At 57.6% G+C, this 22,775-nt stretch carries 26 protein-coding genes and 2 tRNA genes; 15 read left to right on the top strand and 13 right to left on the bottom strand.

Annotated features, from left to right (window positions below; all coding sequences use genetic code 11):
* Positions 1-280 precede the first annotated feature (280 nt).
* Together HNP49_RS11115 and HNP49_RS11120 are read right to left on the bottom strand one after the other, a co-directional pair.
* Positions 281-2,848, bottom strand: a complete 2,568-nt coding sequence (locus HNP49_RS11115; protein ID WP_184683245.1) for a toll/interleukin-1 receptor domain-containing protein — start codon at positions 2,846-2,848, stop codon at positions 281-283.
* Between the two features lie 129 nt (positions 2,849-2,977).
* Positions 2,978-3,253, bottom strand: a complete 276-nt coding sequence (locus HNP49_RS11120; RefSeq protein ID WP_184683246.1) for a helix-turn-helix transcriptional regulator — start codon at positions 3,251-3,253, stop codon at positions 2,978-2,980.
* A 121-nt stretch (positions 3,254-3,374) separates the two neighbouring features.
* On the opposite strand from HNP49_RS11120, the gene HNP49_RS11125 reads away from it, so the two are divergent.
* The 12 genes from HNP49_RS11125 to HNP49_RS11180 all read left to right on the top strand — a co-directional run bounded on the left by HNP49_RS11125 (position 3,375) and on the right by HNP49_RS11180 (position 11,855).
* A complete protein-coding gene (locus HNP49_RS11125; RefSeq protein ID WP_184683247.1) occupies positions 3,375-3,590 on the top strand; it encodes a DNA-binding protein in 216 nt (71 codons plus the stop codon).
* A 3-nt stretch (positions 3,591-3,593) separates the two neighbouring features.
* Positions 3,594-3,881, top strand: a complete 288-nt coding sequence (gene pflM / locus HNP49_RS11130) for a lysogeny maintenance protein PflM (protein ID WP_184683248.1) — start codon at positions 3,594-3,596, stop codon at positions 3,879-3,881.
* Positions 3,874-4,077: a hypothetical protein gene (locus tag HNP49_RS11135; protein WP_184683249.1), complete on the top strand. Its 204-nt coding sequence runs from the start codon at positions 3,874-3,876 to the stop codon at positions 4,075-4,077. The genes pflM and HNP49_RS11135 overlap by 8 nt, the downstream gene beginning before the upstream one ends.
* Before the next feature lie 289 nt (positions 4,078-4,366).
* Positions 4,367-4,729, top strand: coding sequence for a hypothetical protein (locus HNP49_RS11140; RefSeq protein WP_184683250.1), 363 nt, complete (start codon positions 4,367-4,369; stop codon positions 4,727-4,729).
* Positions 4,730-4,837: 108 nt separating this feature from the next.
* Positions 4,838-5,050: a hypothetical protein gene (locus HNP49_RS11145; RefSeq protein WP_184683252.1), complete on the top strand. Its 213-nt coding sequence runs from the start codon at positions 4,838-4,840 to the stop codon at positions 5,048-5,050.
* Positions 5,051-5,061: 11 nt separating this feature from the next.
* Positions 5,062-5,271, top strand: coding sequence for a phage coat protein (locus HNP49_RS11150; protein ID WP_260407140.1), 210 nt, complete (start codon positions 5,062-5,064; stop codon positions 5,269-5,271).
* A gap of 141 nt (positions 5,272-5,412) precedes the next feature.
* Entirely contained in the window at positions 5,413-6,666 is a 1,254-nt protein-coding gene (locus HNP49_RS11155; protein ID WP_184683255.1) for a virulence factor TspB C-terminal domain-related protein, read from the top strand.
* On the top strand, positions 6,666-6,992 hold the full coding sequence (locus tag HNP49_RS11160) for a DUF2523 domain-containing protein (RefSeq protein WP_184683256.1): 327 nt from the start codon (positions 6,666-6,668) through the stop codon (positions 6,990-6,992). Before HNP49_RS11155 ends, HNP49_RS11160 begins: the two co-directional genes overlap by 1 nt.
* A gap of 12 nt (positions 6,993-7,004) precedes the next feature.
* Positions 7,005-8,189, top strand: a complete 1,185-nt coding sequence (locus tag HNP49_RS11165) for a zonular occludens toxin domain-containing protein (protein WP_184683257.1) — start codon at positions 7,005-7,007, stop codon at positions 8,187-8,189.
* 143 nt (positions 8,190-8,332) lie between these two features.
* Complete coding sequence (locus HNP49_RS11170; protein WP_184683259.1) at positions 8,333-9,610, top strand: hypothetical protein; 1,278 nt, start codon at positions 8,333-8,335, stop codon at positions 9,608-9,610.
* Positions 9,611-10,615 (top strand): tyrosine-type recombinase/integrase, encoded by a 1,005-nt coding sequence (locus tag HNP49_RS11175; protein WP_184683260.1) that lies wholly within the window; start codon positions 9,611-9,613, stop codon positions 10,613-10,615.
* Positions 10,616-10,928: 313 nt separating this feature from the next.
* Positions 10,929-11,855: a hypothetical protein gene (locus HNP49_RS11180; RefSeq protein WP_184683261.1), complete on the top strand. Its 927-nt coding sequence runs from the start codon at positions 10,929-10,931 to the stop codon at positions 11,853-11,855.
* A 373-nt stretch (positions 11,856-12,228) separates the two neighbouring features.
* Here HNP49_RS11180 and HNP49_RS11185 read toward each other — a convergent pair.
* From HNP49_RS11185 to dapA, 4 genes are all read right to left on the bottom strand, one after another.
* A tRNA-Ser gene (locus HNP49_RS11185) sits at positions 12,229-12,318 on the bottom strand.
* A gap of 142 nt (positions 12,319-12,460) precedes the next feature.
* Positions 12,461-13,330, bottom strand: coding sequence for a phosphoribosylaminoimidazolesuccinocarboxamide synthase (locus tag HNP49_RS11190; protein ID WP_184683262.1), 870 nt, complete (start codon positions 13,328-13,330; stop codon positions 12,461-12,463).
* A gap of 103 nt (positions 13,331-13,433) precedes the next feature.
* Positions 13,434-14,555 (bottom strand): outer membrane protein assembly factor BamC, encoded by a 1,122-nt coding sequence (gene bamC, locus HNP49_RS11195; RefSeq protein ID WP_184683263.1) that lies wholly within the window; start codon positions 14,553-14,555, stop codon positions 13,434-13,436.
* An 18-nt stretch (positions 14,556-14,573) separates the two neighbouring features.
* Positions 14,574-15,452, bottom strand: coding sequence for a 4-hydroxy-tetrahydrodipicolinate synthase (dapA, locus tag HNP49_RS11200; RefSeq protein ID WP_184683264.1), 879 nt, complete (start codon positions 15,450-15,452; stop codon positions 14,574-14,576).
* 184 nt (positions 15,453-15,636) lie between these two features.
* Here dapA and HNP49_RS11205 point away from each other — a divergent pair, with 184 nt between their 5' ends.
* Positions 15,637-16,194, top strand: coding sequence for a glycine cleavage system protein R (locus HNP49_RS11205; protein WP_184683265.1), 558 nt, complete (start codon positions 15,637-15,639; stop codon positions 16,192-16,194).
* A 16-nt stretch (positions 16,195-16,210) separates the two neighbouring features.
* The gene (locus tag HNP49_RS11210; protein WP_184683267.1) at positions 16,211-16,684 is read left to right on the top strand and encodes a peroxiredoxin; all 474 of its coding nucleotides are present in this window, start codon (positions 16,211-16,213) and stop codon (positions 16,682-16,684) included.
* A 46-nt stretch (positions 16,685-16,730) separates the two neighbouring features.
* On the opposite strand, the gene HNP49_RS11215 is transcribed toward HNP49_RS11210, so the two are convergent.
* The gene (locus tag HNP49_RS11215; protein ID WP_184683268.1) at positions 16,731-16,976 is read right to left on the bottom strand and encodes a sulfurtransferase TusA family protein; all 246 of its coding nucleotides are present in this window, start codon (positions 16,974-16,976) and stop codon (positions 16,731-16,733) included.
* 106 nt (positions 16,977-17,082) lie between these two features.
* Between HNP49_RS11215 and HNP49_RS11220 the strand changes: the two genes are divergently transcribed.
* Positions 17,083-18,522: a M48 family metalloprotease gene (locus tag HNP49_RS11220; protein WP_184683269.1), complete on the top strand. Its 1,440-nt coding sequence runs from the start codon at positions 17,083-17,085 to the stop codon at positions 18,520-18,522.
* A gap of 54 nt (positions 18,523-18,576) precedes the next feature.
* Here the strand turns inward: HNP49_RS11220 and nadA are convergent, their stop codons facing one another.
* The 6 genes from nadA to pal all read right to left on the bottom strand — a co-directional run bounded on the left by nadA (position 18,577) and on the right by pal (position 22,749).
* Positions 18,577-19,635: a quinolinate synthase NadA gene (nadA, locus tag HNP49_RS11225; protein WP_184683270.1), complete on the bottom strand. Its 1,059-nt coding sequence runs from the start codon at positions 19,633-19,635 to the stop codon at positions 18,577-18,579.
* A 158-nt stretch (positions 19,636-19,793) separates the two neighbouring features.
* Positions 19,794-19,869 (bottom strand) — tRNA-Lys (locus tag HNP49_RS11230).
* Positions 19,870-19,926: 57 nt separating this feature from the next.
* The gene (gene queC / locus HNP49_RS11235; RefSeq protein ID WP_184683271.1) at positions 19,927-20,601 is read right to left on the bottom strand and encodes a 7-cyano-7-deazaguanine synthase QueC; all 675 of its coding nucleotides are present in this window, start codon (positions 20,599-20,601) and stop codon (positions 19,927-19,929) included.
* A gap of 10 nt (positions 20,602-20,611) precedes the next feature.
* Positions 20,612-21,259, bottom strand: a complete 648-nt coding sequence (gene queE / locus HNP49_RS11240) for a 7-carboxy-7-deazaguanine synthase QueE (protein WP_184683272.1) — start codon at positions 21,257-21,259, stop codon at positions 20,612-20,614.
* A 181-nt stretch (positions 21,260-21,440) separates the two neighbouring features.
* Positions 21,441-22,250: a tol-pal system protein YbgF gene (gene ybgF, locus HNP49_RS11245; protein WP_184683273.1), complete on the bottom strand. Its 810-nt coding sequence runs from the start codon at positions 22,248-22,250 to the stop codon at positions 21,441-21,443.
* 1 nt (position 22,251) lies between these two features.
* Complete coding sequence (gene pal / locus HNP49_RS11250; protein ID WP_184683275.1) at positions 22,252-22,749, bottom strand: peptidoglycan-associated lipoprotein Pal; 498 nt, start codon at positions 22,747-22,749, stop codon at positions 22,252-22,254.
* Between the last annotated feature and the right edge of the window lie 26 nt (positions 22,750-22,775).

The following is a 22,775-nucleotide window of genomic DNA, read 5'->3' on the forward strand; positions in this document are numbered from 1 at the left end:
TGGCTGAGAAAACCATGCCAGCGCGGAACCTTTTAATATCGCAACACTATGGCCTATTTACGAAAATAGCGCTCCGTAAAACCATAACGTAAAATCTCTACAGAAGAAAAACCCCTGATATTCTCTGTGAAAACCAGGGGTTTATTTAGTGGCAAAGGGGAGTACCCCTCTCCTATAGCACCGTGCAACTTTCGACGTAAACCTTGCTGTACGAGCTCTTTGAGCTGCAACCACTCTCAGTCGGCTTAACACTCGCGCCCCAATGGTGAGAGAACGGCATTCAATTAAGTATCTTAGTTTGCTTTTGGTTTTGAAGGATTCTCTGCTCCTTCATCGGGATATCCAATTTTGCTGATAGCCATTGCCTATCAGCATAATCGACATTATGAAGATACAAATGCTGAATCACTATCTCTTGCATTAGTCGATATGATATTGAGGATCTATCCATGTTCCTCTTTACCTCAAGAAGATAATCTTTGTTTATCTTCTTGGTAAACTCAAGCTGAATGCATAGACTTATCAGGTAGCCAGCCGGAGTGTTTGTCTCTTCGGCGATCTGTTTGAAAATTTGTATAAGATGATCACTACCAGTTGAGAATGATATTTTTCTTATTACTGAAAATGACATGGAGTAACAAAATTGGAAAAATAGCTTTCTCGCAAGATCTGTAACCTCTGTATCAGTCAGAGATTCTTGAGATCTGATTACCCTTGTTATTTCATCAACTATTTCAGACCTAAGAGACTTTGTTATTTTGAAATAAAACGAAAGAAACCTCAGCCCTGTATTAAATGCTGTACTCGTAAGTGAGGCTAACTGATCTAGCCTTAAAGAACCATGACGATTTCTTAATATTTGACCGATAATTTCTACCGCCTTTGCGGAACGATTAATATCGGCAAATGTATGTGTCTCAATCATCTCATCGTCATCATCACTTTCAATTGCTGTGACCCTGCCTTCAAGAGAGTCTTTTCTATCCAGCGATGACTTCCGTTCTGCTTCGATGTCTTGAGCAGTCCTAAGCTCCATAGCTAACGCAGGAACTGTCTTAAGGATGTCTTCAAAGTGTTCTGTGTCGCTAGACTCCAGGGTAGCAGGCGTTTCCTCTGGGAATATCGACTGAGCAAAGGAGACGATTCTATCCAGAATCTCTTGATCCCTTGTATGATAAGTTACGAAAATTAATATATTTGCATGCTTCTCCATATGCATCTTGGAGCACAGGGAGTCAATATCCGACAAGTTCTTACCTTGTTGGTTTTCTGCGATATACTTTGCAGCATAAAAATAAAATATATATTTATAAGAAAACGAAAGACTATCTAGATCCCTTCGAAGTAAGCCGGAGCTACAGAGATCTGCTATTACCTTCTCATGCGAGTCTATAAGGTATCGAGAGGAGTAGTACGACTTGAACTGAGCAACCTCCTCTTCAGTCACCCTGCTACGGCCAGTTGCAAATATAAAGTGCGCGAGCTCAGTTAGATAATTTACATACTTATCTATTTGATCACTTTTAATCTTTGACTTCTTTAAACTTTGTTGAATCAATGTGTTGTAGCAGTGCCCGTAAGCTGTGAGCGAGTAATCACTCGGTGATGATGACTCAAGCGTTTGAAGTATCATCAGAATGAATACGGGCTTGGGCGGTACAATATTTTTTCTAAGAAGGGAATCTATGTGATGGGTTACCTTGTCATTTTCTGCGTGAAGTTCTGCAAGATCAATAGTTTCTTCCTGGCCTAGCGAGTTCCATTTATTTATAAGCTCTCCACGCAACACATGACCGAATGGAAGGATTTCATATTTGGATGTCTCTGAAAACTCCTTCCACGTCATCTCATTAAAACGCAGCACCTTGCCTGAAATGAAAATGACATGCTCGCTCCTGGACAGTAACCCTTGGATTAAGGAAGAAAGGTATTTTGCATTTAATTTAGCAGCTTCTACTTCCTCAATAATAATTGTTTTAGATGGCGGAACCGCGCCCGCATAAGCCTTAGCTCTTGCAGAGTTTATTAACTGTTGTATATCTGCAGACTTAATTTCATCGCCACGTATTATTACGGGAACCTGCCCTTTATCATAATGCGTCTTAAACAACCTTTTACAGAGAGCGGTTTTTCCCGATTGCTCCTCTCCAACAATAACTGTTTTTCGGGGACATGATCCGGGCGATTCAATTTTCAAACTTGATACGATTGAGTCAAACTTTCCAGGCTCTTCGTCAAGAGTTCTGAGATCCGGGAGAATGTATATATCATCAAGCGAAACTTCATCCTTTGCCTTGTGATGAAGTATCATCTCATTAGCGGCCAAGTACTCTTGGAAATCTTTATTTAAATCACCATTTTCCACGACCTGCACCTCCTCAGGATGTGCTATCTCTTTTTTTTTAACGACCGAACAAACCCTTCTTATTTCTTCTGATATCTCAAGCCACGCTTTGTTTGAGTTTTCGTACTCGGTTACTGGCTTAGCATCTCTTGGCATCAGCACAAAGTCTGACAGTGGAGTATCCCTCCAGGTACAGTGATCAACAATAATTGATATTATCCGGGACTCTTTTCTATCAACCTGAGACAGCGCTTTTTTCAGCTCTACCTCATAACAGTAGTAGGATGATATAAAGTCCTGCGAAACGAGAAGCACCACTAAATCGGCTGAATTTAAATTTTCCTCAATCTCTTCATCCAGCTTATCGCCAGCAACTAAAAGTCTGTCATGCCAGCTTTCTAGTGTGCCATCCCTTTTAAGGATGGAAAGAAACTGTAAGAGCCTATTCTTATGATGTTCGTCAGCATGGCTATAACTAATGAAAGCTTTTAGTGGTTGACTCATAAAATGTCCTTATTTATTGAATTTCTTGCTGATAACGCAAAGCAAAGCTTTAATTAATCGAACGCATTTTTAGTCCATTTTTTACCCGTCCTTGGGTGAACCAGCGCTTAGCCACTTCCTGTGTGAGCGCTATCCCGCGTTTTGACTGGACAAGCTTGAATGCGCCGCGTCGTATTCAGGGCTGGTTTGCCCAGCCTCTGGTGCTGTTTGCCCACTTACGATCCAGAGCGCGTATTGCGGGTACAGCTTTACCACTGCTTCGATTTCTTCGGCCTTGATCTCACGGCTCTTGGCAGTGTTCTTCAGATTGCTCCAGGTGTAACGGCTTATCCCTGTCAGCTCTTCGAGCTGGGGAAGCTTTACACCGCTGTGCTTCAGCACGGTTATAACGCGCTCTTTTATCATGCTGAATTCATCTGAATAAGCTCTATCCGTTTTGACTCAATCCAAATAAGATCCATATCGACTCTAGTCAATTTGGATTGGGTCAATTGTGCATAACACCACGAATAGTGACGGAACGAGCATGGAACTGGAAGAGCTAGACCCAACCAAGCTGCTGGTACCTGGACGCGATGTGGAAACCATCGAGAGCTGGGCCGACCGTAATGGCGTCACCATCGGCACCGCGCGTGCATGGGTTTATCGCGGCGTCCTGCCCTCTTTGAAGCTCGGCAAGCTGCGCATGGTGAATACCGTCCTGCTGCGTTCCTGGCTTCTTGAACAGGAGTGGACGGCATGACCCATGAACAGCATCAATCGCTACCTGCGTTTGTCTCACGCCGCCAACTGCGACTGCTCTGTCTGTTGGTCCCGTCATCTGTCGCCGTCGCCCGGTCAATTCCGGTCTGCACCATGTGGCCAATGCCGCCCCTCGTCTTTGGCAATGGTCGATGGTTCCTGGAAGGTAATCCCTGCCTTTCTCTGCGCGAAACACACGCCACCACTCCAACCCCGGAAGTACTGGAGCGTTGTGTACGACAGCGGCCCTCCTACGCCCTTCATTCCGATGCGGGAGCCCGAGCATGACTAATGAAACCTACCTAGTGCTGGCTATCTGTTTGCCCGGTTTTTACATCCTGGCTAACAGCTTCCTGCGCTACCTCTGGCACAACTGGCTGGCCTGCTGGTTCACCCGTTCGCATAAACCTGCCGGACTCTTTAAGTCATCGGCGCCGTCGCGCGTGACTGGGCAACCAGTCGCGGGCGGCGGTGGCGACACGGGATAACAAGGGCCGTGGCCCTTGGTTTTAACCCCAGTAATTGATTTAACCAATGACGAAATGTGCCCACTGTTTCAATGCGTTCCATTGCATCGCACGGGCACTTTCAATGATGAAAACAAACGATTGGAGCGCTCTAGCAAGCCTCTTGTAGCGTAGTAACCAGTAACCGAACACAGCAGACCTTCAAAGACTGCAGGCGAAAAACTTTTAACGAAGTTCGTCTGGCGGGTTCGCTCGGCCTGCTGAAAGGCAAAACCGCGCACTAACGCGCAACTCAAGTGAGGTAATACCGATGGCACGTTCAACCATGGAAGTCGCATTTCTCGGCACGCAAAAAACCGAAGTCGATGGCACCAAGTACGTGAAGGTCTTTTACGGCGATGAGCCGGATGGCAAGACCGAACACGGCCTGTCCATTGTGGGGATTCCCGCCGCTGACGAAGTGGCCGATGAAATCTTCGCAGCCGGCGCCAACTTCGAACCCCTGCAGCTGGTGCGGATCACCTTCGACGTCGCCCGTGGCGGCCAGAACAAGGGCAAAAATCTCGCCCTGCACATCGAAGCGGTGAACACCCGCGCCACCACGACCCAGCAACCGGTAGCGCCTGCCAACAAGCCTGCTGAGCCGGCCAAAGCCGAACAGCCCAAAGCCTGATTAACGGGCGGCTCCGATGGTCTGGGTCTTCTGCAATCACTGCCAGCACAGCGCCCCTGAGCGCTACTGGCTGCTGATTAAAGCCTGTCCCTTCTGCCGGAGCCCTCAATGAATTTCCTCGCCTGTGATGGCGCGTGGCAGGCCACGGCAGAAGGAACTCCCGTCTGCCTGGGCACGCTGACAACCCTGACCACCGAGGAAATGCAGAGCCTCACCGGCTCTGAAATGAGCTGGGACGACGTGGCCGAACTCCAGGGCGAAGCAATCACCTTATTCGCCATCGTGTTCGGGTTCCTCGTCCTGAAAAAACTTTTGAAATGAGGAAACTCACCATGAAAAACCAACTGCACAACCTGAAACGCTCCCTCGGTGCCGCTGCTGCCATTGGCGTGCTCTCCATCCAACAGGCCTATGCCGCTGTCCCGGCTGATGCCACCGCAGCCCTCGATACCGCCAAGACCGACGTCGGCACCATTGGCTGGGCGGTGTTCGCCGTGATCATCGCGGCGGTGGCCTTCAAGTACATGCGTCGCGCTCTGTAAGCGCCTTGCCTGTGCATCAAGTCCCGCTTCGGCGGGACTTTCCTTTCGGACTCCCGCCATGAACTACGAACTCTTCGTCCTGCTCATCACGACAGTGGCGCTGTACCTCGTGTTCTTCGGCCGCATCTGAGGCCGGCCACCATGACCCGCCACCTCATCGCCCTGATTCTGCTGATCGCCAGCGCGGCTGCTGTGGCCGATGTGGGCTTTCAAGTTCGCCACCGGCCGAATGATTACTACGTCACCGGCCAGGCCGCCTGCGACTCCACCATTGCCGAAGCCGCTGCACTGTCCACGAACGTAAACATTACCCGCGTTGTCTGGGACGCAGGTGGCGGCACCTGCTTGTTCGATGTGGTGCGTATCTCCGATGGCCGTGTATTCAAAAGTCAGGGGCTGCGCTGCCTGGCTAATGGCCTGCCCTGCATTGTTGATACCTATGCCTGTACCACCAACGATCCCGCCACGCTGACCTGGCCAATTGGTCGCCAGTTCACTGACAGCACGCCCTATCAGGATTTCGGCTTTGGCATTCCGGCGCAGTCCTGCATCAGTGGCTGTCGCGCCAGTCTCGATCCCGCCGGCACCACGGATACCTACGCACTCGCCGATCAGCAAAACAGCAACGCGGAAATCGTCTGGTCTGATCTGGCCTACAAACTCACCGGCCCGACCTGCCCGAGCAGCGAAGCCACCAAGGCCCCTGACGTACCCCCGGTGCCCGCCAATCCCTGCCAGACCAATCCACAGGCCCCAGGTTGCCCAGGTAGTGGAACGGGCGGCGACACGGGAGGTGGTACAGGCGGCAATACCGGAGGTGGCGATACGGGCGGAGGCACTGGAGGCAATACCGGAGGCGGCGACACGGGTGGCGGTACAGGTGGGAACACCGGTGGTGGCACTGGGGGTAATACCGGCGGTGGCACGGGTGGCAACACTGGCGGTGGTACTGGCGGCAACACCGGGGGCGGCACCGGCAGTAATGACAACGGCAGCGCCTCGGGTACGGACTGTGGCACCTCGCTTAGCTGCACCGGCGATGCGGTTGGCTGCGCTATAGCGCGCATTCAAAAAGACTTCAGCTGCCGCACCAAAGAAGGCAGCGACTTCCCCGCGCAGAAAGATGCCCTCAAGCAACTGATCGGTGATCCCCAGTTCGCTCCCGAGGCGGACAAGGAAATCAACGTTGCTGACCTGTTCAACAAGGGCGCCCGCTTTCTCCCTGCAGCCTGCCCACCTCCGAAAAGCCTGTCCCTGATTACCAACGGCGGCCGCGCTTTCGAAATCAGCTACGACCCGCTGTGCCAGCTGGCCACCGACCTTGGCTATCTCATCATCGTTGCGGCCTCGATCTTCTACGCCATCTACGTCGGCCGCGCCGCGGGAGGTGAGTAATGCAATACCTCTACATCGCTCAACTGGTCTTCATGATCATCGGCCCGCTGATCCGGTTGGTCTTTCGGGTGATCGGCCTCGGCTTCGTCACCTACTTCGGCTTCAACGCCCTGATCACCGTCGCCCAGGACTACATGATCAGCAACATGGGCCAGGCAGGTACGGCCATTCAGCAAATCCTCGGTCTGGCCAAGATCGATATCGCCATCAACATCATGCTGGCTGCCGTCACTACGCGCTTCATCATCGCCGGCATCAACAAGGCCACCGACAAGAAACGCAGTCAGGTCTGGAACCCACCGGGCCGCGATTACATCGACGCGTAACGGAGGCCGGCCATGCTCTATATCCGTACCGGTAAGCCTGGACACGGCAAGACCCTCAACACCATCCGGGAGGTGGATCAGAAGGCTGCTTCCGAAGGCCGGGTGGTCTACTTCCACAACATCAACGGCCTGAAACCGGAGCAGCTCAAAGCCTCATGGTTCAAGTTCGATGAGCCCGAGAAATGGTTTGAGTTACCACAAGACGCCATCATCGTCGTCGATGAGGCTCAGGGCTGGTTTGGTGCCCGAGATCCACGGGCCCGCCCACCGGAGCACATCACCCGCTTCGAAACCATGCGCCACCAAGGCCATGAGGTGCACCTCGTTACCCAGGACCCGCGCTATCTCGACGTCCACCTGCGCCGCCTCTGCAATGGTCATATCCATTACTGGCGCGTCTTCAAATCCCAGCAGCTGCTGCGCTTCGAATCCGAAGTGGTGGTGGAAAAGGTCGAGGTCAAAAGCAGCTTCAAGGATGCCGACAAGAAAACGCTTCGGCTCGATAAACACTACTTTGGCGTCTACACCAGCACGAACGCCAAGCATCACTTCCAGACCAAAGTGCCGACCAAGTTTCTCTTGGCCCTGGGCGTCATCTTCGCCGCGTCCTTCATGGTCTACCGCGCCTATGAGCGCTACGAGCAGGGCAAGCTGGAAGCCCAGGCCGCCAGCAGCGCGCCCCAGGCCGAAGCCGGGGTGGTTGATCAGGTTAAAAGCACTGTCGGCAGCTTGATCAATCCCGCTGCCAATCAGGCCAGCAAGGCACCACTAACCGCCGCCCAATACGCCGCACTACGCGAACCACGAATCCCTGATATCCCCAGTTCAGCCCCGCTGTATGACCCGCTGACCGAGCCCAAAACCTACCCGCGTCTGTCCTGCGTGATGAGCAGTGATGGCAACTACATCGAGCGCAACAGACGGCGCTACCGGGTCATCGAGGCCGGGGAGCGGTCGTTCATTTGTGAGTGTTTTACCCAGCAGGGCACCTGGCACAAAACCACCTTTGGCTTCTGCAAAAACATGGTCGAGCACGGCGCCTTCGATCCGGCCATTGCCGACCGTGAGGCCGACCCTAACGCCCGCATGAATCCCCGCCTGCAGCAGCCCAACAACTCACCAGAGAACAACGGCCAGCCACCCACCGGCAGCCGCGTCACGGTCGTCGATTACCAGAAGGAACGCTTCTTGTGGTGACCCTGCGCCCACGTTCGGCCGGCTTTGCACGCGCGGCGAGCGTCGAGCCGTGCGGCAAAGCCGGCGCGCAGGTGACGTCCCTGTAACACGTCAGACAAACCGACTAACACCGTTTCAATTCGTCGCAATTTGGAGCACAAGACATGAGCGTAAAAGACCATATTCGCGTGAATCAGGTATTCAGCGAAGACAAGACCGGACGTCTGTTCTTCGATCAGAAGACGGCGCAAATCACCGATCTGTCAGGCGTCCGCCTGCTGCGCTGTGGCGTCGATACGGTGCGTCAGCTGTATCAGGGCCTGCTGCGCCCTGAGATCATGGCGCTGTTTGAAAAGCCCGGCGCCATCGTCGATTTCGCCGGCCAGCGCTGGCACTCGGGACGCGTCGGCCGCGATTCGGGCTACCAGTACAAGCTGCAGAATGCTGATCTGGGGTTCATCCTCCTGATCAAAAACTTCAACGCCAAAATCGACAGCATTGGCCCACACCTGAAAATCGAGGTGTCGCCCCATGCCATCGACAGCCTGAGCCCTGAGCGTCTGCAAGACCGCCTCGACTACTACGCCCAGGCGGTGCTGACGAACGTCGCGCGCAACCAGTGTGCGGTGCATATCGCGCTGGACCTGCAGGGCTGGACGCCGCCCAAGGATTTGGTCGCGCGCCTGCACTGCCGCGCGCGCAGCCACCGTGACATTTCCGGCATTCAGGAAATTCAGTGGGACCTCAAATCCAGCGTCTACGGTCGTGGCGAAACCTATATGTTCGGCTCGGCCGGTGGTATTCAACTGGCCCTCTACAACAAGACCGAGCAGGCCCGCGCCACGGACAAGCTCGACTTCTGGGAAAGCCGCTGGAAAGAGCGGGACTCGTTCGATCCGAAGGACCCGAACAACTACGACCCAAGCCAGGACGTCTGGCGCGTCGAACTTCGCTACCACCATTCAGTGATCGCCCAATTCGCCTGCGGCTCGGTCGATTGCCGTACCGGCGCCACCCTGGAAACGGACTCCTATGCCGGTCTGGTGCCCCATCTGGACGGTCTTTGGCGCTACGGCCTGCAGCAGTTCAAGTTGATCAGTCGGCCGGGGTACTACGAAGCCATCTGGACCCTTCTGCGTACAGACGTCCGGGTAGAAGTCGGCACTGAATCCCTGCTCGATGAAACCGAGTACAAGCGCTACTACAAAACCAGCAAAGGCTTCTCCGGCAAGAACGTGGAACTGTTCCTGGGAAACTTCGTTAGCCTGCTGGCACGGGAGCGAGTGGGCGCTAAAACCGCATTTGATCGTCTGAAGGATTGGGAATGCTGGCCGGTGATCCGCGACCATTACGCGGACAAGGACATGAGCGAGCGGGACATCTACAAGCACATCAAATCATTGCTTGAAGAGCGCCAGGTACGTTGGGGACGGGCTATCTAAATGGCCATCGAACAACTACCAGACGGCCGCTGGAAGGTCGACGTCGAGCCTATCAAGGGCAAGCGCTTCCGTAAGACGCTCAAGACCAAGGCCGAAGCCATGCGCTTCGAAGCGACCTGCCGCGCCAAGGTCATCGACACACCGGATTGGGCGCCCAAGCCCAAGGACCGACGACACGTTTCCGAGCTTATTGACCGCTGGGCTCTGCTGCATGGTCACACCCTGGCCGATGGGCACAACCGGCGCAAACTGCTCGATGAGCTGGCCAAAGCCCTTGGCGACCCACAGGCCATCAAATTAAGCGCCAATGACTACGCCGAATACAGGGCCAATGCGCTTGCAGCCGGAGCCAACCCCAAGACGCTGAATAACCGGCTCGGCTACCTGCGCTCGGTCTTCAATGTCCTGCAGCAGCTTGGCGAAATTGACTACCCCAACCCACTGGCACGGGTCCGCCCTCTTCGCCTGCAGGAACGCGCCCTCGCCTACCTGACCACCGAGCAGATCGGCATTCTGTTTGACTGCATCGAACAGCGCTGCAAAACGCCCCACGTCGCCATGATCAGTCTGATCTGCCTAGCCACCGGGGCACGCTGGGGTGAAGCTCAGGCACTCACACCTGAACGGGTACGTGATGGGTTGGTGACGTTCGTGAATACGAAGGGCAAGCGGGTCCGGGCAATCCCGATTGATCCGAAGCTAGAAAAGCGGATTCATGAGCACTTCCGGGAGCATGGCACCTTCTCCAACTGTCTCAACAGCTTCGACAAGACCCTTGCGGCCTCCAAGCTGCCGGTGCCTCCCGGCCAGTCCTCACACGTCCTGCGCCACACCTTTGCCAGCCACTTCATCATGAACGGCGGCAACATCCTCACCCTGCAGAAAATCCTGGGACACACATCACTGGCAATGACTATGCGCTATGCACATCTGGCGCCGGACCATCTGCAGGATGCAGTTCGGCTTGGGCCTATCGCCAACAGCTCCGGGCTATTCAAGCCTTAAAAGCAGCCTTCTTCGAAAGTTTGCTCCCGGTCAGCGGTGGCCTCTGCTATACATTTATCCGGAAAAAATCCAGTAGTGCTTTACCTGCATTTTCTGCTGTATCAGATCTAATAGTTAGGCTTGTCACCCATGTCCCTTTTCTCCCTGAAGCTGTCGCACTTTCTGTGACCACCTTCAAGCTAGACAAGGACTTAGCAAGCGACAAGGAACGTTATCCGACACCTGCCGGAGGTTATGCGACATCAATGTCGCCTAATAGTAGTTGGGCCTTTTAACCACGCGCACTTAACGCATTTACTGTAAGGAGAATGATATGGCGGAGTATCAAGGCATTCCTATCAACTACGACATCCTGCCTGATGAAGTTAAGGCTGCGATTGATCGAGATGTCAGTCAGCATGATTTCAGCTTACGTCTACGAGAAGGCGGCACGTTGACGCTAAACGGATCAGACTTGGTGATTGGCGAACCGGGCTATGAAAAGAACACGTTTGCCTTTCTAGCACTTGATAAGCTTGAGTTAAAGAACGGCGCCAAGATCGTAACTAACGGTAACACAGTAGCGATATTCGTAAATAAACTTCACTCAGAGAACTGTTCAATTGTTTCATTCGTGGGAAATAACCAACGGGCTAAATCGGGGACGTCTGGTGTTGCCGATGGTGAATCAGGGCGCCCAGGCGCACCCGGCGACAGCGGTGGTGTCGTCGCAATTCATGTTATTGAAGAGTTGCGTGGCATCCTAAATGTCAATTTGTCAGGGCAAGACGGTGGTCATGGTGGCAATGGAGTCAAAGGCACAACTGGCCCTGAAGGACCTCGGGGCGGCGATGCTGCGGACTCTAACTGGCCACTTCCTGGTTGCAAGCACAGCGGGGGGGATGGCGGAAGAGGCTACACAGGTGGGCCGGGAGGCCACGGAGGAGATGCTGGGCATGGGGGGCAAGGTGGTCAGTTCTTCCTTTACAACGTAGGTGTCGCGCCTATTCCGCAAGCCAGTTATTCATTCGCCGCACCAGCCGGAACACCAGGCAACCCTGGCATCGGAGGCGCTGGCGGCGACGGAGGGCGAGGCGGTGATGGCGGGCATGGAAGCACTTACTGTGGCGGCGGTAATCGTGGCCCCAATGGGTATCAGGGTGTAAACGGAGATAACGGCGCTCAAGGTATCGCTGGTGCTGCTGGTGCCGCGATAGTAAAGAATCTCGATTTGGAGCTTGTGCTACGTCGCTTGCCTTGAAAAAAAGCCCAACAAGGCGCTCAACACGGACAGGCAGAAGCGGCGCAGAGCGCCGCTTTTGCCCGCCGGTTAGCTCTACGTTAGGTGTCGAGAGAGCACAGATGGCAATTGAAGAAATCAGGAGAATTGAGGCGGCGGTGATCCCTTCCCTCCAACTACGTCGAGCTCTTATAGCCATCCTTGAGCAGTGAAGCAGTTACATATCCCGCCAGCAGATCTGCTGGGTCGCATCTGCGGCGACAGCGAAGTCAAAGTGCACTCAGCGACTGCCCGCCATCACCAGCCTCTCTTCGACACTTCTTCGACATTTACGGACGCCAGAAAGCAAAAGCCCCCGAAACTCTAGGAATTTCAGGGGCTTAGGCTATAGATATGGCGGGGAGATAGGGATTCGAACCCTAGGTGCCATTGCTGACACAACGGATTTCGAATCCGTCCCGTTCGACCACTCCGGCATCTCCCCCAAGTCGGCGCGCATCATAGCAGTTTGAAACGCGTTGGCGAACCCCCAAGAGAGGATTTTTCTTGCCTGCTCAGGTGCTTGCACCGGGACGCGGACATGAAAAAGGGCGCCATGGCGCCCCTCCCCAAGTCGAGCAGAGGTATCAGCGAGTCAGGCGAACCAGCGCTTCGCGGTACTTGTCGGCCGTCTTCTGCGCCACGTCGTCCGGCACACGCGGTGCCGGAGGCTGCTTGTTCCAGCCGGTGGACTCCAGCCAGTCGCGCACGAACTGCTTGTCGAAGCTCGGTGGGTTGCTGCCTTCGGCGTAGCTGTCGGCCGGCCAGAAGCGGCTGGAGTCCGGAGTCAGCGCCTCGTCCATCAGGGTCAGAGTGCCGTCCTCGTCCAGTCCGAACTCGAACTTGGTGTCGGCGATGATGATGCCGCGTGTGGCCGCGTACTCGACCGCCGCGCTGTACAGGGCGATCGCCGTGTCACGCACCTTGGCCGCCAGCTCGGCGCCGATGATGGCCTCGCACTGGGCGAAGGTAATGTTCTCGTCGTGATCGCCGACAGCAGCCTTGGTCGAGGGAGTGAAGATCGGCTGCGGCAGCTTGGCCGCTTCCTTCAGGCCAGCCGGCAGGGCGATGCCGCAGACAGTGCCGCTCTTCTGGTATTCCTTCCAGCCGGAGCCAACGATGTAGCCGCGCACGATGGCCTCCACCGCCACGGGTTTGAGACGCTTGGCAACCACGGCCCGGCCTTCGACCAGCGGCAGCTCGGCGGCCGGTACAACGTCTTCGACCTTGTCGCCGGTGAAATGGTTAGGAACCAGATCCTTGAGCTTGTCGAACCAGAAGTTGGAGATCGCAGTAAGGATCTTGCCCTTGTCCGGGATCGGCTCATTGAGGATCACGTCGAAGGCAGACAGGCGGTCACTGGCCACCATCAGCATGCGCTTGTCGTCGATTTCGTAGAGGTCACGGACCTTGCCGGAGTAGAGCTTGTTCAGGCTGAGGCTGCTGGGGGTGATCATGGTGATTTCCGCCTTTATCAAACGAAACAGGCGAAACCCCGAAGGATTTCGCCCATTAGTCGGTTATCTGTCCGCCGTCATGCCATGGCATGACGCCTGTGGATCAGGAACCGAGGTTCTGCTGGATCAGTTGCAGGACACGCTCGGCATCCTCGGCCGGGGCCACGGTGTTGAGGTCCTTGTCCAGGGTCACCTGAACAACGTCGCCGACGGTGGTCAGGCGAACCTGATAACGCTCGGCACGGGCGTTGACTTCTTCCTCGCTCGGCTCGCTGGAGAACAGGCTGTTAAAGAAGCCAGGCTCCTCGCCCTTCTTCTCGGCCTTTTCGGCCAGGTTGACGTAATACACGCCCAGACTGCGGTTGAGGTCGTCGACCCGCACATCAGCCATTTCCAGAGCGCGACCGACACTCGACCAGGCGCGATCGAAGCTGGCGCCAAGCACCAGCTGCGGGTTGCCGTTGCCGTCCTTGCTCATGCTGACGCGGTTTGGCGCATCGAAATCACGAGCAGCGAGCAGCGATACCGAGCCGCCCTGCTCGGAGGAACGCGCCATGCTGGAGAGCATTTCATCGAGCAGCGCCGCTTCAAGGCTGGCGTTGCTGGAACGTGCCGGCCAGTCGAGATCCGCCACGGTACCGGCCGGACGCTCGGCGGTAAGGACGAAGACCTCACTGGTGTTGCGCACTACACCGGGCTCGATGCGCACACGCACACGGGTCTCGGCCTCGGGGTCAACGCCGGAAACGCGCGAACTCAGGCGACGGGCCATACCGGAAGACAGAGCATCGAAACGTTGCCATTCGGTGGTGAACTCACCGGTCTGCGGGCGTTCCTGGGCAATACGGAAACCGTTGCTTTCAAAGAACTGACGCGCCATCGGCCAGACTTCGGCCGGGGTCTTCTGCGCCACCAGCCAGCGCGACTCGCCGCTCTTCTGCAGGCTGAAATCGCTGATGTCGGTGCTGTTGGCCAGCGGCAGCGGACGTGGCACTTCGAAGTCGGCATTGGCCTGGGCCGTGCCGACATTGCGCGGGATCGGCAGCAGCGGATCGAGACGCTTGGCCTCGACGTTGGCAGGCATTTTCATCGGCGCCGTTTCGTGCGCCTCCAGGTAATCGTTGCCGCGATCGCGGAAATAGCCGTCTTCACCCCACAACCAGCCACAACCGCTGGTTCCGGAGACAACAAGGGCAAGTGCGGACAGGCCGACCAGTCGCTTCATGCGTGTGAATTCCTCGGATTAAGCCAGGATGCCGGTCTGGCGCATGGCCTGACGCAGCGGCTCATGGCAGCGCGGGCTGAGCCAAGTGAGCGGCAGACGAATACCTTCCGGAATCAGACCCATCTCGTGCAGGGCCCACTTCACCGGAATCGGATTGGATTCAATGAACAGCGTCTTGTGCAGTGGCATCAGGCGGTCATTGATAGCGCGGGCGGTGGCGGCATCGCCGGCCATGGCAGCGGCACACAGCTCGCTCATGGCGCGCGGGGCAACGTTGGCCGTCACCGAGATATTGCCCTTGCCACCCATCAGCATCAGCTCGACGGCAGTGGCATCGTCACCGGAATAGACCAGGAAGTCGGCCGGAACGCGCGCCAGCACTTCCTTGCCACGCTGCAGGTCGCCGGTGGCTTCCTTGATACCGATGATATTGGCGATCTTGGCTAGACGCTCGACGGTTTCCGGCAGCATGTCGCACACGGTACGACCCGGCACGTTGTAGAGGATCTGCGGGATGGCCACGGCTTCGGCGATGTGGCGGAAGTGCTGGTACAGGCCTTCCTGAGTCGGCTTGTTGTAGTACGGAGTCACCAGCAGGCAGGCATCCGCGCCGGCATCCTTGGCGGCAGTGGTCAGCTCGACGGCTTCACGGGTGCAGTTGGCACCTGTGCCGGCGATAACCGGAATACGCCCGGCAACCTGATCGACCACACGGCGAATCACTTCGACGTGCTCGCTGACTTCCAGGGTGGCGGATTCACCGGTGGTGCCGACCGCGACAATGGCATTGGTGCCTTCCTGCAGGTGGAAGTCCACCAGTTTGGTCAGGCTGTCCCAATCCAGACGACCCTGTGCGTCCATGGGCGTTACCAGCGCCACCATACTGCCCGCAATCATGCAACCGCTCCTGCCGCAATAAAGAAAGGCGTAATGGTACAAGGCTCGGGGGTTCTTTGCGAGTAGCCACCACTACCATCTGGATGGCCCGATGTACCGCCGCGAGATTCCCCTTGGCAGCGCTTTTCGCTACCCTGCACCTTTGCTGGCGCCGGCCAGTGCTCTCACGTTTTAGGAATGCGGCATGTCCACCACCCAGCCCCGTGAACAATTTCTGTTGATCAGCGCCCACGGCGCCAACGCCATGGAGCTCACCAGCGTCATCAATAAGGCCGCCCAGGAAAGCCGCTGCGCCATTATCAGCAGCCGCCTGGGTCGCCACGGCGAATTCAGCGCATTGACAGCCCAGGCCTCTGGCAGCTGGGATGCCCTGGCGCGCCTGGAAGGCTTGCTCCCAACGCTCGCCAAGCGCCATGAGCTGAGCGTCAACGTAACCCGCAGTGCAAGCGCCACCAGCCGTCCGCAGGCGCTGCCCTACGTGGTCTATGTCAGCGCGGCCTATCGCCCGGACATCGTCAGCGAGCTGTGCCAGTTCTTCACCGATCACCACCTCGAGCTGGAAAGCCTGACCTGCGATACGTACCTGGCACCGCACACGGGCACCACCATGCTCAACGCCAACATCACCGTGACCCTGCCGGCTGGCACGCAGATCAGTTGGCTGCGCGACCAGTTCCTCGACTTCGCCGACGCCATGAACCTCGACGCCCTGATCGAGCCGTGGCGCCCACAGAATCCGTAAACCGGGAGACTTCCACATGCCAGTCGCCATCGGCCAGGCCGTAGCGGATTTCACTGCAACCGCCACCAGCGGCCAGAGCATCCAGCTGTCCGCCCTCAAGGGGCAGCAGGTCGTACTCTATTTCTACCCCAAGGACAGCACGCCAGGCTGCACCACCGAAGGCCAAGGCTTTCGGGATGCGCACGCGCAATTCGCTGCCGCCAACACGCTGATTTTCGGGGTATCGCGCGACAGTCTGAAGTCCCACGAGAACTTCAAATGCAAACAGGAGTTCCCCTTCGAGCTGATCAGCGACAAGGACGAGACGGTTTGTCAGCTGTTCGACGTGATCAAGCTGAAGAAGCTTTATGGCAAGGAATACCTGGGCGTAGACCGCAGTACCTTCCTCATCGATGCCAACGGCGTCCTGCAGCTTGAATGGCGGGGCGTCAAGGTTCCCGGCCATGTGGCCGAGGTACTGGCCGCAGCCCAAGCGCTGGCACGCAGCTGAACCATCACGATTCGCCAAAGGGGCCGCTTTGCGGCCCCCGTGCATTTCAGGCCTTGCGCAGCCAGTAGCGGTAAACGCCGTCGACCACTTCTTCCCGCAACAGATCGTGCCCGGCCAGTCGGGCAAAGGCGCGAAAATCTCGCTGCGAGCCTGCGTCGGTGGCACTCACCTTGAGCACCGCACCGGAAGGCAGGCGATTGAGCTCCAACTTGGCTTTGAGCAAGGGCAGCGGACAGTTCAGCCCACAGGCATCCAGCTCGGCATCCACCACCAGTTCGACAGGTTCACTCATCAGCTATCTCCAGACGGGCGCGCAGCTTAACCAAGCCCCGCCGGACTGGCCAGCGGCACAGCCAGCCGGCTAAAGTAGGGCCTTTCGCTTGACGAGTAGCCCACGGATGAAACTGTTGCGCCCTACCCTGCTGTCCCTCGCCTGCCTGCTCGCCAGTCCGGCACTGACGGCCAGCGACCTGCCTTCGCTGGGCGACTCCAGCTCGTCGATCGTCTCGCCACAACAGGAACACCAACTGGGCCGTGCCTGGCTGAGTATGCTGCGCGGACAGATCGCCCAGCTGTCCGACCCGATTCTCAAGGACTTCGTCGAAAGCAGCGTCTATCGCCTGGCCGAAACCAGCCAGCTGCAGGATCGCCGCCTGGAGTTCATCCTCCTCGACAGCCCGCAGCTCAACGCCTTTGCCGCCCCTGGCGGGATCATCGGGGTCAACGGTGGCCTGTTCCTCAATGCCCGCAGCGAAGCGGAATACGCCTCGGTCATGGCCCACGAACTGGCGCACCTGTCGCAGCGCCACTTTGCCCGCGGCATCGAAGCCCAGCAGCGCATGCAAATCCCGATGATGGCCGCCATGCTCGCTGGCATCGTTGCCGCCGCCGCGGGAGCCGGTGACGCCGGCATCGCGGCGATCGCCTCCACCCAGGCCGCCGCCATTCAGGAGTCGCGCCGCTTCTCCCGGCAGAATGAACAGGAAGCCGACCGTATCGGCATCATCAACCTGCAGAAGGCTGGCTACGACCCGCGCGCCATGCCAAGCATGTTCGAGCGGCTGATGCGCCAGTACCGCTACGACAGCAAGCCACCGGAATTCCTCATGACCCACCCGGTGACCGAAAGCCGAATCGCCGACACGCGCAACCGCGCCGAGCTGTACCCCAGCGGTGGCAGCAACAACAGCCTGCAATACCAGCTGATTCGCAGCCGCGTGGCGCTGCAGTACGAAACCACCCCGGGCATGACCGCCAAGCGCTTCCGCGCCGTACTGGACGAGCACCCCAACTCGGAACCGGGGCGCTACGGTCTGGCCCTGGCGCAGATCAAGGGCGGCCAGTTGGACGAGGCACGCAGCAACCTGCAGCAACTGCTGAGCAAATCACCCAACGAGCTGATCTACAACCTGTCGATGGTCGACCTAGACCTCGTTGCCGAGCGCCTGAGCGATGCCCAGGCGCGCCTGAAGACCCTGAATGGCCGCTATCCGGGCAACTACCCGGTACGCCAGGCCCAGGTCGAACTGCTGCTCAAGCAAAACAAGGCCAAGGAAGCGGAAAAAGTCCTCAACCAACTGGTCAGCGACCGCCCCAACGACCCGGACATCTGGTACCAGGTAGCCGAAGTGCGCGGCCTGGATGGCAACATCATCGGCCTGCACCAGGCCCGCGGCGAATTCTTCGCGCTGGTCGGCGACTATGACCAGGCCATCGAGCAGCTCGACCTGGCCAAGCGCAAGGCCAGCGTCAACAACTTCCCACTGGCCTCACGCATCGACGCGCGACAGCAGGAATTCATTGAAGAGCAGCGCGAAGTGAAGAAGATGATGCGCTAAGCGCACTCACAAAAAAGCCCGGCCGAGACCGGGCTTTTTTGTGCCTGAGAGGACTCAGGCATTGCCACTCTGCTGCAGGCGCAGGGCCTGAGTGAAATCCAGCATGCGCTTGAGCGGTTTGACCGCCTTGGGAATCAACGCAGCATCCACGAGGATTTCATTGCTGCCCTCGCGCAGGCACTGCAAGGTGCGCTCCAGCGTGTTCATGGCCATCCACGGACAATGCGCACAACTACGACAGGCAGCACCGTTACCAGCGGTTGGCGCCTCGACGAACTCTTTATCCGGACACAGCTGCTGCATCTTGTAGAAGATGCCGCGGTCGGTGGCGACGATGAACTTCTTGTTCGGCAGGGTCTGCGCCGCCTTGATCAGCTGACTGGTAGAGCCCACCGCATCGGCCAGCTCGATCACCGCCTCCGGCGACTCGGGATGCACCAGAACCGCTGCGTCCGGATAGAGCGCCTTCATGTCGGCCAGCTGTTTGGCCTTGAACTCCTCGTGGACGATACAGGCACCATCCCACAACAGCATGTCGGCACCCGTCTCGCGCTGAATGTAGCGACCCAGGTGCTGGTCGGGCGCCCAGAGAATTTTCTCGCCGTTATCCATCAGGCTTTCGACAATCTCCAGCGCGCAACTGGAAGTTACCACCCAGTCAGCCCGGGCCTTCACCGCTGCCGAGGTATTGGCATACACCACCACCGTGCGGTCCGGGTACTGGTCGCAGAAGGCCGAGAACTCCTCCACCGGGCAACCCAGATCCAGCGAACAGGTCGCCTCTAGCGTCGGCATCAGCACGCGCTTCTCCGGATTGAGGATCTTCGCCGTCTCGCCCATAAACTTGACCCCGGCAACGATCAGCGTCTGCGCCTGATGCTGACTGCCGAAGCGCGCCATCTCCAGGGAATCGGAAACGCAGCCGCCGGTTTCTTCGGCCAGCGCCTGAATCACCGGGTCGCAGTAGTAGTGCGCCACCAGAACGGCGTTCTGCTTCTTCAGCTCGGCGGCGATTTCACTGCGGTAGAAGGCCTCCTGCTCGGGCGTCAGCGGTACGGGCTGCTTGGCATCGAGATGGGCTTGAACCAGGAGACGTTCGGAAATATGCGTCATATTGATCAGACCTGCAGGCGCGGGTTGGCAAGTGGCGAGTATACCATCGGCCTCGGCCACCTCAGGGCGGTGCGAGGTCGCGCAATACTGACGGACAAGGCATCGCCGGTTTTTTCGAGGCATAAAAAAAGCCAGTCTCTCGACTGGCTTTTGCGATTTGGTGGGTCGTGTAGGATTCGAACCTACGACCAATTGGTTAAAAGCCAACTGCTCTACCGACTGAGCTAACGACCCAACGCGGTGCGCATAATACTGATTTCTAAGAAGAAATCAACACCCCGCGAGAAAAAACTAGAAATACCGTGTCGGATCAGCCACGCCCGCATTGGCAAAGCCTTCCGCACGCAGACGGCAGCTGTCGCACTTGCCGCAGGCGCGGCCCTCTGCATCTGCCTGGTAACAGGACACTGTCAAAGCATAGTCCACTCCGTTGGCCAGGCCAGCCTGAATGATCTGCGCCTTGGACAGATACTGCAGCGGCGCGCGAATGCGGAACCCCTCACCCTCCACCCCGGCCTTGGTGGCTAGATTGGCCATGCGCTCGAAGGCCTCGATGAACTCGGGCCGGCAATCGGGATAGCCGGAGTAGTCCACGGCATTCACGCCGATAAAGATGTCCTGCGCTTCCAGCACCTCGGCCCAGCCCAGCGCCAGGGCCAGGAATACCGTATTACGTGCCGGCACATAGGTGATCGGAATGCCCTCGGATGGCGACTCGGGGACGTCAATATTCAGATCGGTCAGCGCCGACCCGCCGATGCCGTTGAGGTTAAGACCCACCACCTTGTGCTCGATCACGCCCAGCTGCTGCGCTACGCGTTCCGCCGCCTGCAACTCCACGCGATGGCGCTGGCCATAGTCGAAGCTCATGCTGTAGCACTGGTAGCCTTCGGCCTTGGCCATGGCGACTACCGTGGCCGAATCCAGACCACCGGACAGCAGAATGACGGCTTTCTTCTCGCTCATGCGCAACTCCTCAGTGCCCGGGCTCGTCGTTCCAGAGAATCTTGTGCAGCTGCAGCTGCATGCGCACCGGCAGGTTGTCGGCGATCACCCAGTCGGCCAACTGACGGGCACTGACCTGCTGATGACTGGGCGAGAACAACACCTCGCCGGCACGCTGATCGAGACCGTACTGGATCAGCTTGGAAACCGCCCAGTCGTAATCCTCGCGCGAACAGATGACGAACTTGACCTGATCATTGCTGGTCAGCAGCTCGATATTCTCGTAGCGGTTGCGCCCCATCTCCTCCGAGCCGGGCGTCTTCAGATCAACCACCTTGCTCACCCGCGGATCAACGCCCGCGACATCCAGCGCGCCGCTGGTTTCCAGAGAGACCTGGTAACCGGCATCGCACAGGCGCTCCAGCAATGGCAGGCAGTTCGGCTGGGCCAGCGGCTCGCCGCCCGTCACGCAGACATAGCGAGGCTTGTAGCTGGCGACACGCTCAAGAATGCTGTCCAGTTCCAGCAGCTCACCGCCACTGAAGGCATAGGCGGTATCGCAATACTGACAGCGCAGAGGGCAACCGGTCAGGCGTACGAATACCGTGGGCAAACCCGAAGTACGCGTCTCGCCCTGTAGCGAGTAGAAAATCTCGGTGATACGAAGAGTCTGAGTCATAAGGCACCGGGCGTGACAGCGAAACAGGCCATCCGCCTCCGTTGCGAAAAAGGGGCCGGAATTCTAAACGAAAACAGCTATTGGTGAAATTTTAATCGCCCTCACAGCATTGAGGGCAACCCGCCAGCGCCAATAAAAAACCCGCGCCAGGCGCGGGTTTCGGGACAGCCGGATAACCGCGTTACAGGCGCTGCAAGTCACGCTGAGCCAGCTGCGCGGCGGAGCTGCCGGGGAACTGAGCAATCACCTGCTGCAGAATGCCTTTGGCCTTGTCCTTGTTACCCAGGCGCTGCTCGACATCGGCCAGCTTGTAGAGCGAGTCCGGCACCTTGGCATGGCTTGGGTAGGAGGCGCTGACACGGGCAAACGCCTGACCGGCGCCTTGGAGATCGCCCTTGGCCAGATTCACTTCACCCAGCCAGTACTGCGCATTGCCGGCGTACTGACTGCTCGGGTACTTGCGCAGAAACGCGGTAAAGGCCTGACTGGCCTTGTCGAAGTCCTTGGCCTTGATCAGGTCGAAGGCGGCTTCGTAGTAGAGTTTTTCCTTGGCGGGGTCGCCAGGGGCAGCGGCCGCAGGCTGTTGACCTGCCGGCGCTACCGGAGCAGTGGCGGCATTGATTGCGCCGGCTGCGGGGGAATTCTGAGCGGCGGGCGCACCTGCGGCACCACCAGCTAAACGTGCATCGAGATCCTTGTAACGGTCCAGACCTTCCTGCTTCAGGCGCTGGATCTCGTTCTGCTGCTCCTCGACCATGCCGCGCAGCTGGGCAATTTCTGCCTGCATCTGCTGCAACTGCATGAACAGCTCGCTCTGCGCCGAAGCCGGGGCCTGAGCCCCGCCTCCGGCGTAGGCGCCCGCCGTCCCGTAACCTGCCGGCGGATAGCTGCTGCCGTAGCCGGCATTGCTGCTGTCGATCACCGGAACCTCGGCCACTGCCGCAAGCGGCAGGGCGAGAGCCATCAGAGTCAAGAGACGGCGACTACGCATCTTACTTGCGCAGCTCTACGCGACGGTTCTGAGCCCAGGACTGGTCGTCGCTGCCGGTAGCAACCGGACGCTCTTCGCCGTAGGAAACCAGTTCCAGCTGAGCCGGGGAAACGCCCTGCAGAACCAGGTAGCGCTGAACGGCCTTGGCACGACGCTCGCCCAGAGCCATGTTGTACTCACGGGTACCACGCTCGTCAGCGTGGCCTTCCAGAACGACGCGAGCGCCGTTGCCTTTCAGGTCCTTGGCGTGAACGTCCAGAGCGCGCATGGCTTCCGGCTTCAGGTCGGAGCTGTCGTACTCGAAGTAGAAGGTGGTGATGGCGCGCAGAGCGGCTTCATCAGCCAGGCCAGCGTCCAGACCGTTGCCGTTGGCGTTATAGCCAGCGTTCGGGTCGTTGGCGCCGTCGCCATTCTCGTCACCGTTCTTGGAGGAACAGCCAACTGCAACAGCCAGGGCCAGGCTCAGGGCGGCAAATTTGCCAAATTTCAGCATTTCCATCATGGAACTCCTAAAGGAAGTCAGGT

The organism is Pseudomonas fluvialis (genome assembly GCF_014207935.1).
Lineage (GTDB): Bacteria > Pseudomonadota > Gammaproteobacteria > Pseudomonadales > Pseudomonadaceae > Aquipseudomonas > Aquipseudomonas fluvialis_A.